We start from the raw sequence: 16349 nt of genomic DNA, 5'->3' as shown, positions 1-16349 counted from the left end.
TTGAGTAATTTGATACTAAGAGTTGGCTACAGGGCCATTAGCATTTCGGGAACGCTGGTGAGTTTTCTGCGAGGTTTCCCGGTTGATTGTGCTCGAGCGATCTCCCGAGCATCAATTTTCTTCCAATCCGGGAAGTGCACGATCTCCTTCCCGCCTTTCTTCAGATCGGCAAGAAGCTTGTCCGCATCTGATGTAGGTTTCTTCAAAAACTCATGAAAATCTTCGAGTAGCGCATCCACAGTGTCCCTACTGTCACCGCGGTTAGTACCGATGGTTCCGCTGGGCCCCCGCTTAATCCATCCGGCCGCATATAAGCCGGGTAGAATGTTGCCGTCGGCCAACAAGCGCCCTTCCCGGTGACTAAGAACACCGCTGCTATCATCATACTCAAGCCCCGGAATGGGCACGGCACGGTAGCCGATACAGCGAAAGACCAACCCACAGTCAAGAGTAACGCTCTCTCCTGTGGCCATGGCCCTTTGACTAAAGGCAGGTCCGTCCAATCTATTTCGATCAAGGACAATATCTGAAACACGATCAGTACCGCCTATCACTGCAGGGCTTTGAAAGAATTGAAAATGACAGACGCGGGAATAGGAGGCAGGCACAGATAAGGTGGTAAAGTCTGTTAGGCGCTCAATATTATTGGCGACATTCAGATGACTAACATCCTGCAACTCCTCGCAGCTAGCCTCGTTGAGCTGCATATCAGCGGAAGACACCTTAGGCGTACAGTTAGCCAGTGTTGCAAACTCCCGAAGTTCCTTTTCAGAAAATTTTGCCTGTACCGGGCCACGCCTGCCGATTACATGAATGTGCTTTATGTTGCTTTCCGCCAGAGCCTCCAGGGCATAGTCTGCAATATCGGTGTGCTGCAACTCATCGACGGTTTTTGACAAAATACGAGCTACATCCAGGGCTACGTTTCCCTGTCCTATTACCACCGCGCGCTCATGGGAGAAGTCAAATTCTCGATCGCGGTAATGCGGATGGCCGTTATACCAGGCGACAAATTCCAGAGCTGAATGGCTACCTGGAAGAGATTCGCCAGGAATATCCAGATCCTTTTCACACTCTGCGCCGCAGGCTAGAATCACCGCGTGGTAGTGGTCCGATAAAGTCTGCAACGAAATATCTTTTCCTATGCAGACATTGCCAATAAACCGAAATCCCTCCATTTGGGCGATCTTGTCAAAGATATTGACTACCAGTTTCAATTTTGGGTGATCTGGTGCCACACCGAAACGCACCAGCCCATAGGGGACGGGCAGTTTTTCGTACACATCAACAGCTATTGCGTATTCCGATCTCAGTAGTGCTTCCGCGGCATAGAACCCACTGGGACCACTACCCACAATCGCTACCCGAAGTGTTTTGCGGGTTGGCGTGACGGAGTTCACGACAATGCCAACTCCAGTTCTGTACGGCGCTGCTCAGCCGTGGGCAAAGGATCCGCCGGTTCAGTCATAGTGGGTAATTCTTTGGATTTCTGCCGGTTAATGCTTACCCAGTGCCTCATGGGTTCAGGCAGGTTGAACTCGTCGTAGATCGCATTCACCGGGCAAGCGGGAACACAACCGCCGCAGTCAATACACACATCGGGGTCGATGTATATCATTTGATCGTCGTAGTGAAAACACTCGACAGGACACACTGAAATACACTCAGTAAATCGACATCGCTGACAGTTGTCTGTGACTATATATGGCACGTTAACGTTACTACCTCCTATATTTTTCTATTGCTTGTCATGTCCTGCCGTCTACACTGCTTTGATCTCGACCAGAACATCCGAGAATGTGGGTGCGGCCCCGAGATCAGCGTAATCAGATGACATGATGGATTGCACAGTTGCGTTCCCCTGACTGGTGTGGCGCCAGTAACCAACGGGGGCAACCACCAGGCCGGGCATCGTGTCGGCGGTGACAACGGCGACCGCAGTAAATTCTCCAATTCGACTGGAGATACAAATGGCTCGTCCCGATTCTATTCTTCGTGCACCCGCATCTTCGGGATTAATCAACACTGTTTGCTCGCCGGCGTGGTGTATTTGATAGGGCATATTCCCGTAATTCGAGGTAATGAACGCATGGCTTTTTGGGGAGATCAGGTTCAAGGGATAGTCTTTAGCCAGAGACGAATTAGTCTTCGGCGATTCACGAGGCGGGATATAATGAGGTAAAGGATCAACCGGTTCTCCGCTTTGCTGCCCCGCATAGCCTTGTCTAAATAGCGGATTAACAAAGTTTCCGCTTTCCGCCAGAGAAGTCTTGAACTCGCATTTTCCCGAAGGCGTGGGAAAGTTTCCTTCAGCGTGAGGCGCATACCGGTCCGCTGTATCCAGATTTAAACGGGCAAATCCATGCAGTTTTAGCTCATCCAGTGAAATACCCTCAAGAGCCGGTTCATCCCACAGCATACTTTCGTCAATCATCAATTCATCACTGCGGTAGAAAAATGGATCGTCGAAATTCATAGTCTTTGCCAATCGGCGAAATAGCTCTGTGTTAGACACAGCGTCGCCTAGGGGCGCAATGGACTGATTGTTGTAAGAGAGATAGAAGTGTCCCCAGGAAAACATAATGTCTTCTTGTTCAACCTGGGTGGTGGCTGGCAATACAATGTCCGCGTACAGCGTGGTATCAGTAAGAAATTGCTCACTTACAACAGTAAATAAATCTTCTCGTTGTAGTCCCTTTATCACCTTATCTTGTTCGGGTGTGGTTACCACCGGATTCGAGTTATAGACAAACAAAGATTTAATCGGCGGCGCGAGACTTTCGTCGTCACATAGTATCTGACCAAGTTTCCAAAGATTGAGAACTCGAACGTCATTACCTATAAAGTCCGGTCGCATCATTTTTGCGAAATTTACCGGGAAGGCCCAAAGAGGAAGCTGGAGAAGACCTCCTCCAGGCTTGCGCCAACTACCTACCAGTGCGGGTAGACTGGTAATAGCGCGAACAGCCTGGCCTCCTCCCGCATGACGCTCTATCGCAACCCCGATACGGATCATTGCAGGCGCTGATTGTGCATATGCGCGGGCAAGCGTACGAATATCATCAGCCGGAATTCCAGTGATGTTTTCTACCTTTTCAGGGTCGTACTCAGCTGCCCTAACTTTAAGCTCTTCATAGCCGTAGGTGTATCGATCAACGTAGTCCTGATCTACCAGCCCTTCGTTAATAACCACGTTCATTATGGACAGGGCTAGCGCCGCGTCAGTCCCCGGGCGGATACTTATGTGCCAGTCGGCAAGCCTTGCTGTTTTCGTCTTTACCGGATCGATAACAACCAGCGCGGCGCCATTTTTACGTGCCTTTTCAATAAAAGGCCACAGGTGGGAATTGGTACTCAGGGCGTTACAAGCCCAGAGTATTATGTATTTCGAGTGGACGATGCTCTCGGGATCCACAGCTGCAGTGTGCCCTACGGTCATCTCGTAGGCTGTACAGGCCCCGGAGTCGCAAAACGTTCGTTCGCCAATGGTGGCGCCCAGTTTATTAAAGAAGGGATCGCCAACATTTAGGCCATTCAGAATGCCTTGGGTACCGAGATAGCTGTAGGGCAAAATCGACTGGGCGCCAAACTCTTCGACTAGACCTCGCCAACGAGAGCCGATCTCAGAAAGAGCTTCATCCCAGGATACTTTCTCGAACTCCCCCGCGCCTTTTGGACCAATGCGGCGTAGCGGATAGAGTATGCGCTCTTCGCTGTGGACTCGGTCCTGATAGTTATTCACCTTGATACATAAGCGCCCGCGAGTGAAAGGCTGTTCTGGATTGCCACGGACGGACGTTACTTTTCCATCCTTCACTGTCACTAGCATAGAACAGGTATCGGGGCAGTCATGTGGGCACGCGCCAACTAGCTTTCTTTCCTCTCCCATCCTTTATAGCCTTCTATGTATCTACTGTTTGATCAGTATGAGAGTCTGCGTGAAAGAGGTTTTGCATATTCTTGCCCTCTATTTGCACAAAAACGCTCTTTTCTTTTCAAACGCCAGCTAGAAAGAACAAAACGGAATAACCGCTCGAGAGTGTCGCTTGCAATGGCACTGAAGCGCCGGTAAGATAATTTTGCACAGGGTTTGACCTATCAAATTCGGTAAGTGCAGTTGGCCAGTGCTTCTAAATACGATAAAAAAGGGCGCGATTGCCTCTCAATATGGAATGCATCGCGACCACGGTGCTTCTGGTCACTGCATATACGTGGAAACTATGATTAACGCGCACGGCGACCTAAAATATGAGGCAGGCACTCGCCTCTGCAGCAGCGAAGCAAAGGGCTGGGAAAACATTCTCGCGGAGAGAAGGCAGCATAAGGCGGGCCTACTTCAGGAGGTAGAACCCAAGTCCACTGAAATTGCGATCTTACTTGAAGGAAAATTGCGCGTGCGTCGACGCGGAGACGGGCGAGTTCAAGATGCCATCGCCGTCCCTGGTACTGTCTGGATTTGCCCAGCGGGTATTGAGGATCACGACGTCCAGTTGTTTGGCGATATGGAGGATTGCCTTCACATTTATCTTCCCGCAGAGCCTATTTCAAATTCAGTACTGCAAGAATTTGACCTTGATCCCGCGCACATTCAGCTTGGATATGAATCGGGTTTTCAAGATCCGATGATCGAGCAAATTGCAAGAGTCTTTATGTCGGAGATGGAGCAGGAATCAGCGGTCAGTCGATTACTTGTCGATTCAATGCAAACAGCGTTATCAGTACACCTAGTGAAACACTATTCCAATGCCCCCGCCCGGCGAACAATCCTTACTAAAACCAACGGCACGCTGGATAAAAAGCGCAGTCACCGTGTTGAAGAATATATTGTCAACCATCTCGACCACAATATTTCATTGAAGGACTTGGCCAACGAAGCTTGTCTGAGCCCCTTCCATTTCGCACGGTCATTTAAGTTAACAATGGGTGTTTCACCACACCAATATGTACTGAGCCGCAAACTTGAATTGGCTAAAAGCCTCATTAGAAAAGAGACTTTTACCTTTATGCAAATATCCTTGATGACTGGCTTTTCAAACCAGGCGCATTTTACCCGAGCATTCAAGCGTGCCACGGGGCACACGCCAGGACAGTACCGCTCATCCTTGAGAGGTTGAGAGTAAGGCACGTACCTGTCCAAAGCAGGCCTGGCTCACGGAGCCGGACCCATTTCCATCGCTGTTCGGCCATTTTATCTGGCTAATGCTTCTTCAATATTTCCCATCTTCACACTCGGGTCCGAGTCGTAAGCGACAGCGGTATACTGAATCAAGTGTTGAGGGCCGATATTTTGATCTGTTGAGCTGCCACCCCAAAAGCCTGTACCCACAGCGCCAGTAGGGCACAAATTTGTAGTCATTCCTGCAGAGCCGGTCATTCCCGGTGTGTTAACCGCGAGACGACATACAGGCATTGCCATGCTGTAGCGGGCAACTACTCCTGGGTCCTCTGCATGGATCACCGCAGAATGGCCTTTCCCTATAAGGTTTAACATCTCAAGTGCCTTAGAAATTCCTTCGTCTACGCCTCCCTCAATTTTATAAAACCCCAGAACGGGGAACATCTTTTCTTTACTTATTGGTTCGTCGTGACCAATTTTGGTAATCTCAAAGACTATGGATTTGGTCTCACCTGGGATGGCAATACCGGCCTGCTCGCCTATCCACAAAGGACTCTTACCTAGGGCGGCTGGATTGGGGATACCGTCTTGGAATAGGAATTCACGTAGAGTCTGGTTGTCGCTACCTTCAGCGAACCACCCTCCATTCTCTGAAATCGACCGCTTAAGTTGGTCACTAATGGCATGGTCAGCGAGTGCTACGGACTCGCAGGTACATGGCAGAGAATTATCAAAGCTGTTACCAACGACAATAGCTCCGCCTGCCTTTTCAACGTCGGCACTTTTATGAACGTAGCAGGGAACGTTGGCGGGCCCCACCCCTACCGCCGGGTTTCCAGAGCTATAGGCCGCGCGAACCAAGTCAGGTCCCCCCGTAGCCATAATCAAACTGGTACGAGGTGACTGCATCAGGATATTTACGACTTCAATGCTGGGTTGATCCAAAATTTGAACGCAGCCTTTGGGAGCTCCTGCCTTCTCGGCCACATCTCCCAGGTAATCGGCGGCGTGCACGCAAACATCTCTAGCAGCCGGATGAGGGCATAGGATTACTGCATTGCGGGCGATCAGATTGGCAATTATCTTAAAATTCACCGTCATTATGGGATTGGTGCACGGCATGGGTGCTATCACTACCCCGGCGGGTTTTGGGATCATCAGAATCTTTTTCTCATGATCGATACGGGGCTCCACGTAATCAGCAATGTTATAGCTCGAAATTAGGCCTGTAGAGGTCGCTATATTTTTTGCAGTTTTGGCCTCGACAAGACCATAGCCTGTTTCTCGTACTGACCATTCAGCATAGAACTCAGCTTGTTTCTCCGCGGCTTTAGCAACCGCATGGACGATAGTCTCCACCTGACCGAGCGAATAGGTGGCATAGTGCTCTGCAGCGGCTTCCGCGGCGTCGTAGAGACGATCAACCTTTAGTTGTCGGCTGGTTTCACTTGGCATTCTGACACTCCTATCGACGGATAAAGTTAGGGTGGCGGTCTCTACAAAACTCAAAAGTTTTCACACTAAATGGCGTCAGAGGCCCCCAGGGATCGTAAGAATAAAACACATCTCAGCAACAAAACGCGCTTTTCTTGCTCTTCAGCGACCATTTTTTGCTGAGTTGTCTTGTGTTCTCTACTGGGTATCGGCAAGTTAAGTTTTTGAGATCAGAGATAAGCTTGTCGCTCCTGAATATTCAATCGTGTCGTCTTTTTGGTCAGTTTTTGCCATCGTCAAGCTGTAATTTTCCCATAACGATGGTGCAGGCAAGCACCGAGTCAATGTGACGCCGGCAAAGCGTGGCAAGGGTAGCAGCCGTCAGGGCTTGCAGGGCACAAATAGTGCAGAGTCGCCAGTAAATGAGCACAGGGAAATGACCTGGGCGCAGCGACTTAAACGCGTATTCAAGGTCGATATCAATATCTGCAATCGTTGCGGCGCAGCAGTGAAAATTATCGCCAGCATCGAAGATCCACTGGTCATCAGCAAAATCCTTGATCATCTGGAGACCAAATTCCTGGCACCAGTCACAGCAAATCAGTTACCGGAACCTCGGGCCCCTCCCCAGACAAGTCTCTTCGACGGCTAACAAATACAGGGAGTGTGATGACAAAAGCTGCTAACGGAAGAGGCTGGCGGTGTTTTGTACGGTTTGAAAAAGTTTCGTTAGCGAAAGCTACGGACTTTAGGGGCATTTTATGGCCCACTTAGTGCATTTATACTAATAGTTAACAGCCTGGTCCGCGATAAGTGGTTGCCAGTGGAACGTTGCTTATAATGGATTGACCGAAAAGATAGCGTTAATCCTGCTTATACTTCTAAAAATTTCTCTATGCAGGCGAGGTGTCCACTGTTGGTGGGCAGGATCATACTTAATCAATAAGAGCCTCCCTAAAATATTCAATTTTAGCAGCAGGAATCCAGTTTTTTCCTTCATCAATAGTTGAGGCTCCATACAGCTGAAAGTGATCATTATCTATAATAGTAAAACTAATTTTCCAGAATTGGTTTTTCTCTATAGACTTTGGATCAATTGAAGTTGTCATATTCTCAAACGATAATACATTATCCTTAGGCGTTCCCACATATAGATCAACGCTTAAAACATTAGATACAATATCCATAAATACGAGTTTGTAACCTCCATTAGCGGGATCACACATCATCGTGTATGTTTGAAATTGAGTCCAATTCTTGGCCCTTAAAATCTCATTGGATTGAACGCCTTTACCATCTAAAACGCTTATTATATTTGTAATATAAGTATCCGAGTAACCCCACACCCCACCCTCATTAGGAGCGTAAAAGATTGATTTCCAATTACCCTCTAAGTGTTGAACGAAATTATTTTCAGAACAGAATAAATCTTGAGCATAGACGACATTCGTTTGACCTGCTATAGCTAGCAATAAAGCTGAAAAATATTTTGTTTTAAAATTATATTTATTCATATTCTGCAATCGGCTTATTAACTGAGCGTAATTACTTCTAACTGTATTCATATGAAAATTGTCCTCACACCAGTGTCTATCTAATCTATATTGAGTGGCTAGACGGATTATTAATCCACTCTAAAAATCCCACACTCACTAGGGTGGCGCATTACTCCATCCCTACCAATAGCTGTAGTAGCATTACTTTCACTGTAAATTAAATACTACCTCACCGTCCAACAATGTCGTTTCAACTTTAACTTTGTATAGCTCATAACGATTTACTTCAAAAAGATTATCACTTAACACCACCATGTCCGCCTTCTTCCCTACCTCAATAGAGCCGAGCTGATCTTCCATATTTAATTGATAAGCCCCGCTGTAGGTGTACCCCTTGATCATATTTTTCAAACTGACGCGATCCTCTATCGGCGGCAATACTGGAGCTGCAATTCCGCCTATAACCCCCTGACGATTATGTCCAGTTTGCATGCCCAAGAAAGGATTAGCCTGCGCAAGTGCTTCAAGTGAATACTGATCACTGGAGAAGCTAACCACGGCACCATCGTCCAGCAAAGGCTTAGCTCGCATCGTTCTGTTTTTTCTCTCTCCTAAAGTTTGAAAACCCAACTCTGTTTCGCTTAGCCCGTGCCAATGTGGAGTAAAGTTAGCGACAACACCAAGTTGTCTGAATCGTGGGACATCTTCATCACTCATATAGTCAAGATGACACAGCGTTAAACGTGTGTCCGGTTGCTTGCCTATTTCATCTGTGATTGCCTCATAGGCATTAAGTGCAATTCGTGCAGCGTTATCACCCGTAACATGAATATGCAAATCGATTTTTTCTTTATGTAACTCACGCATAAATACCAATAATCGAGACTCGTCGAATAGGGTAGTACCACTAATTTTTGCGTTGTCACTGTAGGGTGATAGCAATGCTGACGTATAAACTGGCGCAATACCATCAAAGTGAATTTTAATAGTATTTAATGTTAATTTATCGCCACTATAGGCACTACGTAGACGTTTTAATTCAGCTACTGCATTATCAATTCGATTGGGAAGGTATATGTGATAACTACCTTCTATTCTCAAAGGAAGCCGTCCTTTTTTATCAAGTTGTGATAAAGCTGCATACACCTCTTCATCATAAGCAAGGTTTCCAGCATCTAGAATAGAAGTCACTCCTTGTGAGGATAGGTAATCGAGAATAGTTAACATCTTCGACGATAGTTTTTCAGTGGGTCTAAGGAGTTTCTTCCATAAGGGAAGATGAGCGTACTCCATGGAAAGCCCCGTTGGCTCACCCGTTGAATCACGTTGAAAAAAAGCGAGGCCCGGAGCCGGATCTTCGCTATTGCGAGTGACACCCAGCATCTCAAGTGCTTTACTATTCATCCACTGGCTGTGCCCCCATTGCTCCATCAGAATCACAGGGCGATCACTAACAATTTCATCTAGTTCTCTTTTATTGGGGCCTTCGGGGCCAAAGTCTGCAACTCGCCAAGAACCAGCAACTATGGCAGGTAGATCAGGATTTTCTTTGGAGAATTTCTTAAGCCATGCTAACGTGTCTTTTCGGCTCGTGTAGGGCATGCCAGTTGAATCGGTAAAAGGCATGGTTGTCATCTCGGAATAAACTGCGCTCATCCCAGGGTGGGTGTGTGAATCGACTAGGCCGGGTAACACAAACTTGCCGCCCAAATCTACTGTCTCAGTTTTTGAACCTATCCATTTCTCTACACCTTCATTATCACCGACATACACAAAACGACCGTCCTTTATTGCGACAGTCTGCGCCCACGGTTTAGACGTATCTACCGTATATATCTTTGCATCAGTAAAAATTAAATCGGCAAAATCACCGGCAGCCGCGGTGGAGACAATTGAGGTCGAGGTTAAGGAAATACTCGCCATCAACGCCAACGCCCGCCAAAACAACCTTTTTTTTATTATCACATTACACCTCTATTTAGTGAAACTATCTAAGTCTTTTAAAAAAATGGGCCCCACCTGCATTACACCGCTGCCTAACTTTATCTTGCTGGTACGCGCGGCAATAAACGCCAGACATGTCACCGCATCGGTGGACCATGCCTCGGCAGACGACACGCTGTCGATGCCTATTTTTTCCGCAAACTGGATATATTCTATCGTTTCTTCAATGCCTATTTTTCGATAGTCACCAACTCCAATGGTTAGTTTCATCAGACTGTGCTCCTGAGGGTAACAACAATTTCCTCCAGCAAAGCGGAAGTTTCTTCGTTGGCCGACAACGCCATCGGCGTCCCCGTCCCGAATGGCGCTGCCTTAAGCTTAAAATGCTACTGTAGGGTGGATTATAATCCACCAGCCGTTAATGATTTGCAGGCCGGTGGTGGAATATATTCCACCCTACATGACATTCTTAAGGCAGTGCCATTCTCCCCGTCCCCGCAATTGCTAATGCTAATGCTAATAGGGATTTGGCATACCTTGTTCAGCTCATGTGTGTCTCCACAATGATTGTCTTTCACTTATTTTTTTTAGGGGCCATCGTTGCCAGCAACTTAAGCTCTCATTATTTACCGTTAAAAACAGGCTTCTCTTTTTTGAAAAATGCCATCGCCGCATTGTTATGATCTTATACTTCAACGTATCTGCCTCCAGATTGTCTTGATCGAGGCGCCAGTATTCCACCAGGTAAAACTGCTCACTATCAAGTTCATTCTCAATTAATGAGCGCAGCAAAGCTTCATTTGCGGGCGTATGGTCACTGGACAGGGACGCGGCCAGCTTACATGCCTCATCGCATGCGTTAAATACTGGTTCCAGAAACCAGACTTCATCTGAGGTTAGAAATTCCATTAGAATCTCGATTCCCTGGAAGCCGGATGTAACCAGTGGGCAGGGGGTGGAGAGACCGCCACACAGGTAGAGAGCTTCCCGGCGCCAGCCCTCGAAGTGGAACCCCTCTGCCGGCTCAGCAACGAATGTCTCATTGAACAACACGTCGACAACTTCAATTTCACACGTCTGGGAGGCCTCGCACAGATAGCTGCCCGATATTGTCGCTACCCGGCCATTGTTGGGAACTTGCACTTGAATCTTGCAGCCCGACAGCAGTGCTAAAAACAGAACACCCGAAACAGCGAGTTTGAACGTGGTACGTAACATAATTGATCCTAAGCTACGTTTTCGTTAAGGGAAGATAGCGATGCAGTATACTCCTGAATGTCCATCCTAGCCGAAGATCGATGCGACGGGTATAGGCTCGGTTTCGGTTCATTACACCCTCCCCCGCAGAAATTTCCGTTACCTTTCTTCGGCTTACTGCCAAGGATCGCCCCTCTCCCAGCTACTCATAATCGGCAGGCCCCAGGTTCGAGTCCTGGTGGGCCCACCATTTTATATATTTTTCAAAGACTTATAGGTCTTTGGAGCTGCCGACTATTCTGGGGGGATGGGTGACACTTGCCGACTGATAGTCGGTGGGTGCGGGCTGGCAAATGACCCAACATTAGTGTCGCTCTGACTCTAGAGCCGGAACCGGTCTTGGGGGCAGGTCACTGCTGGACGCTGCCCTGGAACACGACGCTGATTGGCTCTCAGACTCGCATTATCTGCGCCAAGTAGAGGATGTGGTGATGAACTTTCTCACCCGCGAGTAGAAACAAGAGTAGCGTTAGGCGAGTCAGAACACCCGAAAACGTCGTTGGACGTGTGCTTGACGAATGGCAATCTCCGCTTTGCGTTGCGCCGGCGACACCCGCGGCATATCGGGCGGAAAGTGTGTCTCGATGTCTTCAAACCGGATTTTTTTGGCGGTGATCGTCGGCCAGTTTTCTTCGGGCGGAAATTCCGCATATGCCCACCGGTGGGACAGGTAGCCCCGGGGAATGCCCGTGGTATCCAGCCAGTTTTTAACGCCGGGATCGCGGTGCGACACAACCCACCGCTGTATGCCATCTTCTCCCATATACATCTGGAACAGGTTGAGACTGCTCTGATGGTTGGCGTAGTCTGGCGACTCGCCCCATAGATTACCCAGGTGAAAGCCCACATAGACGGGGTCACCCGTGAAGGTAGCCTCCACATAGAGGGCTTCACCCTCAGCAAGGTCGTAGATGCCCCCGGCATAGATATTGGTGCGCATGCCGCCCCCTGTTTCACCGGATGCAGCATTAGGATTGTTATAACTGTTCACCGGCATGAAATACGGCCCCCCTGCTGAGGGATCGTAAGTGCCGTTGCAATTCAACACCTTGTCATAAAACTTCATCCAAAAGTGCATCTGACCTCTGATTACAGCACCCATATGACGCAGGTGTGCAGCGGAGCTTGAGGGCATCAATGCCGGCGGATGCTCTCCCAACTTGTCAAGTGGGGTTATAGTCAGCGGAACTGCCTCCTCGTGTTCCCAGTCATAAAAAAGTTGTCTACCGCTGACATAGCTTGCGTAGCGATAGCCGTCGGTGGCGTCGTCGGATTTACCAGACTTACGCGTACAGATGAAGTTACCCGTGTACCCATCGGGCTTTTCCGGGGCGAGCAACAGTTGCAGCTCACCATTTTCCCCCACTTGTAGTGTTGAACTGTCCAGCGTGCCAAAACCGGTTTTAGTGCCAGGCATCAATTCGCGTAGATCCCCTGTGTCCCCGACAAGATTCCCGGAACTGACTTCAAATATAAGATACTGGGGTGCCAGCGCTTCACCTTTAACCCGCGCTTCACCTCGCCAGTGCCGCCAATTTTTGACCTTCCCCTGCACCAGGTAACGCTGTCGCCCATCTATAGGCGCGTAGAAGTAAATGGCATCGGAATTTTCGATCGTGGACTTGTTAAACACCGACAGGGCATTGCGAAAGGCCGGAAAGTTCGGATCTTCATGAAAGCTCCGCTCTATGCCATGGTGAATAAAACCTGCCAGATAACGATAGCCCTCGGCTAGAACACGAGTGGTCGCCTCGGGAGGAAAGCGTTCAGGATTGTCAATCGTATCCCTGGCCGCCTGAAGTTCGGTGATCAGGTCGTCCCAGGCGTCACGAAGTTCCGCCTTATCCCGTTCCACCTGTTGCTGCTCTGACAACGCTGTGTTCACCATTGAAGTAATATCTCCTTTATCCATTAGCACACCACTTTTTTAGCTGTCTACAGAAGCCTGGCGCGGCCAAGCATACTCTTCAAACAAGTCGGATAGCTCGGATTCGATACGAGCTTCCGATACACCATAATCATCAATACTTTATTCAAATTTGCTCGAGTGGCTGCGCTCTTTGTATTCATGCGCCTGTAGCCAATGGTCGAAATCTTCAGACAACGGCAGCCCCAATGATTCGTACATTGCTGTTACGGTTTAGGTCATTAAACCGCCATCAACACGAATATGGTCGCCATTAATGTGATTAGCATCTTCGCAGGCTAAAAAAGCAACGGTGGAAGCCACGTCAGATGGCGGCGCAAACGAACCATCAGGCAAGGCGCCTTTTTGGAATAAGCGTACATCTACATTTTCAGGGATTTGATGTGCTGCTGCCTCTACCATAGGGGTCTCAATAGCGGCTGGGCAGATCGCATTACAGTTTAAACCTTCTAACATATACTCTACGGCAATACATTTTGTCATCGACAACAAAGCGCCCTTAGATGCCGAATAGGCAAGTGTCCAGGCATGAGCACCTAAAGCTGCAGTAGAAGACACATTAACAATAAAGCCTTTTGTTTCTAGTAAATGTGGAATCGCTGCCTGACACATCATAAATGCACCCCTGGCATTTACATTCATCACAAAATCAAAATCTTCCATTGACAATTCTAAGGTGTGATCAAAGCGTAGCACGCCTGCAACATTACATAAGGCGTTTAACTTGCCACATTTTTCTATTGTTGCTGCGACTGTTGCATTTATAGAGTCTTGATCAGTCACATCACAAACAAAAGCCATTGCCTCTCCACCTGAGGCAATAATTCCAGCGGCAGTTTCTTCTACTGCTTCTGCTTGCCTATCAACACACACAACCTTGCCACCTTCACCAGCAATACGCTCAGCAGATGCTTTACCAATACCCGACGCTGCACCGGTAACTAAAACCACCTTATCTGTATATCTAGACATCTTTCACCTGTTCACTAAAACCATCAAAACTTAGATTGAGGACTGCTGGCTATCGCACAGAGACAAGGTCTGAATGCAAATTTTCACGCCCTTCAATCTTCATCGTCAAACCTCGTCATCAACGCACCAGTTTGATCCGGCGGTGCAATAAGCAACCACTAGCGTCTATCCTCTCAAGGCTTATACCAAATCGGCGAAGTCCAGGCCCGTTCCTTGATGGTTGCCGGTACATGTTCTGGTAGCTCGGCACCAACACGCCTGGCGTCATAAGTACTCCAACGGCACACGGGATTCTCTAACACCCTCACGTAATACAGTGCCGATTCGCTGGCATTAAAATCGGGATCAGTCCACGTTGTAGCCAACTGTGCGTCACCTTGTGTTTCATCTATTGCGCAGGTTTTCAGGTCAACACTTGCTTCCCTGGCCGGGCAACGTGCAGTCGAAGCATCGGGTTGTGCTCCCCCGGCACAGGCAACATCGTAAACTGCCGAGCGCGCCTCACCGTTCTCGACCCAACCCTTGATCACTTGCAGTTTTTGCAGTGGTGCATTTTGCGGGTCGCGTAGTGCAGCAACAATAAATGTCGGCGACTGCCCGTCGGCAGCCGCGGCCAGCTCACCACCCATAGGTACACCCTTGCGATAACCTTGCTTGATAAAGTTGTTTCGCTGGTGTGCGTCACCGTCAAAGTCAAAGCCACCAAAAAAACGAACCTGTATTCGCGTGCCACTGGTTGAATAGGTTTCTCGCCTGGCCAGAGCATCCCAGATGTCTTCTCGAGTATTGTCGTCGGCCCAGGCAACCGCTAGCCCACCGGGACTAAACTTGGTCGGTCCCATAAATCCCCAACCTCCCTCTTCCATGTTGACCTCTTCCCTGCCTTCATAGTCGTAGTAGCTCTCGAGACCCAACCGGCGCGCCGGAGAATCATCGGGATAACCCAGCTGTCCACGATAGTCGTTTTCTTCGGTGGCACCCGGGGTACCCAGGTGGCTGTCGGTACTGCCAACAAAGCCCAGCTGAAACGGGTTAATTCCCCACTTCTGCTCTACCGCCAATCCGCGCACCAGGGTATCGCGAACCATGTCGTTGGTGGTCGAACAACCCAACAGGTTATCTTCACTGCAATTGGGCACCCATTGTTCAAAACCACATTCTTCGTCGGTCATTCCCAGGCCGGGATGACACTCTGATGAACCCTTGCCCTGGTAAAGTTCAACCAATGGTTCCAGCCGCGTGCGTCGTTCCAGGATTTCTTTAGTCCATGGCGTGCCATCGGAATTTTTATCCGGCCAGAAAATACGGCTGGCCGATGCATTGGTATTGTGCGGAATGGTCAGTGCACGGCAGGGTTCCTTGCAGGTTTCATCGAGCCATGCATGTAATTGTTCAATGGTGCCATCGTAGGAACTAAACGCCTGGCCAGGTACCTGGTCGCCGCGAAATATCACATTGCGGTGTACCTTGCTGGTACCGCTGTACGACAGAATGACCGGGGAATACTCATAACCTATAAGCGCCGTGAACTCACCGGGCTTGTTCATTCTATTGGCCGATTCCTGTAACGTTTGCCAGGTTGTTTTTTCGGTCTCAGTGCAGCGGCTGCCATCTTCACCACATATACCGGCATGTCGCTGCGCGGAAGTGATCTGCCAACGACCAATCAACTGCTGCGAGGCAACGGGGTTACCTGCACGTACCTGTTTACAAATCGGCAAGCGAAAGGCGGGGTTATCGGGTTGCAGGCACAGCGGTAAATCGCCAAAGGATTCTGCATGGTCGGTAATGGCAACAAAATCCAGCGTGCGGCTTAACTGCCAGAACTGGCCGTCCTGCAGCATAACCGGGTCACCTTGCGCAAAACGGTAAGCGGTGTCGGGATGTTTGCGCGTGCCGTTAATGTACGCGTCGGTAGACAAGCCGGTATGCAAATGGAGTTCGCCGAAATAGGCTTGTCGTTTGGCTTCATTGGCGTTGAGCACAGAAGTTAACAGGATTGATACCAGTGCCACTACAGATACTACGATGTTCGGTCTATTTTTCATGCTACTCCTGCCCTGGGATAAGGCATGCGGGCTGAGACGGCTGCTTTACGAGAAACACTGGGCATTGAGAGCGGTTTTTCGGTCATTAAACCGCCATCAACTCGAATATGGTCACCATTAATGTGATTAGCATCTTCGCAGGCTAAAATAGCTCG

At 48.8% G+C, this 16349-nt stretch carries 13 protein-coding genes; 1 reads left to right on the top strand and 12 read right to left on the bottom strand.

Annotation, left to right across the window (positions count from 1 at the left end; translation table 11 throughout):
• Positions 1-26: 26 nt before the first annotated feature.
• From EYC87_RS17810 to EYC87_RS17800, 3 genes are read right to left on the bottom strand one after another with little or no spacing between them, the layout of a single operon-like run.
• Positions 27-1400 (bottom strand): FAD-dependent oxidoreductase, encoded by a 1374-nt coding sequence (locus tag EYC87_RS17810; protein WP_279254074.1) that lies wholly within the window; start codon positions 1398-1400, stop codon positions 27-29.
• On the bottom strand, positions 1397-1711 hold the full coding sequence (locus tag EYC87_RS17805; RefSeq protein WP_423243986.1) for a ferredoxin family protein: 315 nt from the start codon (positions 1709-1711) through the stop codon (positions 1397-1399). The genes EYC87_RS17810 and EYC87_RS17805 overlap by 4 nt, the downstream gene beginning before the upstream one ends.
• A gap of 51 nt (positions 1712-1762) precedes the next feature.
• Positions 1763-3889, bottom strand: a complete 2127-nt coding sequence (locus tag EYC87_RS17800) for a molybdopterin-containing oxidoreductase family protein (RefSeq protein ID WP_279254072.1) — start codon at positions 3887-3889, stop codon at positions 1763-1765.
• A 235-nt stretch (positions 3890-4124) separates the two neighbouring features.
• Here EYC87_RS17800 and EYC87_RS17795 point away from each other — a divergent pair, with 235 nt between their 5' ends.
• Positions 4125-5114, top strand: coding sequence for a helix-turn-helix transcriptional regulator (locus tag EYC87_RS17795; protein ID WP_279254071.1), 990 nt, complete (start codon positions 4125-4127; stop codon positions 5112-5114).
• 74 nt (positions 5115-5188) lie between these two features.
• Here EYC87_RS17795 and EYC87_RS17790 read toward each other — a convergent pair whose 3' ends face one another.
• The 9 genes from EYC87_RS17790 to EYC87_RS17750 form a co-directional block, all read right to left on the bottom strand.
• A complete protein-coding gene (locus tag EYC87_RS17790) occupies positions 5189-6571 on the bottom strand; it encodes an aldehyde dehydrogenase family protein (RefSeq protein ID WP_279254070.1) in 1383 nt (460 codons plus the stop codon).
• A 259-nt stretch (positions 6572-6830) separates the two neighbouring features.
• Entirely contained in the window at positions 6831-7115 is a 285-nt protein-coding gene (locus EYC87_RS17785; protein ID WP_279254069.1) for a hypothetical protein, read from the bottom strand.
• Positions 7116-7485: 370 nt separating this feature from the next.
• Positions 7486-8115 (bottom strand): hypothetical protein, encoded by a 630-nt coding sequence (locus EYC87_RS17780; RefSeq protein WP_279254068.1) that lies wholly within the window; start codon positions 8113-8115, stop codon positions 7486-7488.
• 138 nt (positions 8116-8253) lie between these two features.
• Positions 8254-10011, bottom strand: a complete 1758-nt coding sequence (locus EYC87_RS17775) for an amidohydrolase (RefSeq protein WP_279254067.1) — start codon at positions 10009-10011, stop codon at positions 8254-8256.
• Between the two features lie 9 nt (positions 10012-10020).
• Entirely contained in the window at positions 10021-10260 is a 240-nt protein-coding gene (locus tag EYC87_RS17770) for an LLM class flavin-dependent oxidoreductase (protein WP_279254066.1), read from the bottom strand.
• 276 nt (positions 10261-10536) lie between these two features.
• A complete protein-coding gene (locus EYC87_RS17765; RefSeq protein ID WP_279254065.1) occupies positions 10537-11208 on the bottom strand; it encodes a hypothetical protein in 672 nt (223 codons plus the stop codon).
• Between the two features lie 517 nt (positions 11209-11725).
• Positions 11726-13159: a hypothetical protein gene (locus EYC87_RS17760; protein ID WP_279254064.1), complete on the bottom strand. Its 1434-nt coding sequence runs from the start codon at positions 13157-13159 to the stop codon at positions 11726-11728.
• Between the two features lie 228 nt (positions 13160-13387).
• Positions 13388-14146 (bottom strand): SDR family NAD(P)-dependent oxidoreductase, encoded by a 759-nt coding sequence (locus EYC87_RS17755; RefSeq protein WP_279254063.1) that lies wholly within the window; start codon positions 14144-14146, stop codon positions 13388-13390.
• A 173-nt stretch (positions 14147-14319) separates the two neighbouring features.
• Entirely contained in the window at positions 14320-16194 is a 1875-nt protein-coding gene (locus EYC87_RS17750) for a DUF3604 domain-containing protein (protein WP_279254062.1), read from the bottom strand.
• Between the last annotated feature and the right edge of the window lie 155 nt (positions 16195-16349).

It is taken from the genome of Candidatus Seongchinamella marina (genome assembly GCF_026262685.1).
GTDB classification, from domain to species: Bacteria; Pseudomonadota; Gammaproteobacteria; order Pseudomonadales; family Halieaceae; genus Halioglobus; species Halioglobus marinus.
Note: the sequence above shows the minus strand (reverse complement) of the source record. Positions and strands in the feature narration are given on the sequence as shown.

Bases quoted from the DNA above. Each gene is read 5' to 3' on its own strand.
- EYC87_RS17800 (WP_279254072.1), bottom strand. From the start codon at position 3,889: ATGGGAGAGGAAAGAAAGCTAGTTGGCGCGTGCCCACATGACTGCCCC.
- EYC87_RS17790 (WP_279254070.1), bottom strand. From the start codon at position 6,571: ATGCCAAGTGAAACCAGCCGACAACTAAAGGTTGATCGTCTCTACGAC.
- EYC87_RS17785 (WP_279254069.1), bottom strand. From the start codon at position 7,115: ATGATCAAGGATTTTGCTGATGACCAGTGGATCTTCGATGCTGGCGAT.
- EYC87_RS17780 (WP_279254068.1), bottom strand. From the start codon at position 8,115: ATGAATACAGTTAGAAGTAATTACGCTCAGTTAATAAGCCGATTGCAG.
- EYC87_RS17770 (WP_279254066.1), bottom strand. From the start codon at position 10,260: ATGAAACTAACCATTGGAGTTGGTGACTATCGAAAAATAGGCATTGAA.
- EYC87_RS17765 (WP_279254065.1), bottom strand. From the start codon at position 11,208: ATGTTACGTACCACGTTCAAACTCGCTGTTTCGGGTGTTCTGTTTTTA.
- EYC87_RS17760 (WP_279254064.1), bottom strand. From the start codon at position 13,159: ATGGATAAAGGAGATATTACTTCAATGGTGAACACAGCGTTGTCAGAG.
- EYC87_RS17755 (WP_279254063.1), bottom strand. From the start codon at position 14,146: ATGTCTAGATATACAGATAAGGTGGTTTTAGTTACCGGTGCAGCGTCG.
- EYC87_RS17750 (WP_279254062.1), bottom strand. From the start codon at position 16,194: ATGAAAAATAGACCGAACATCGTAGTATCTGTAGTGGCACTGGTATCA.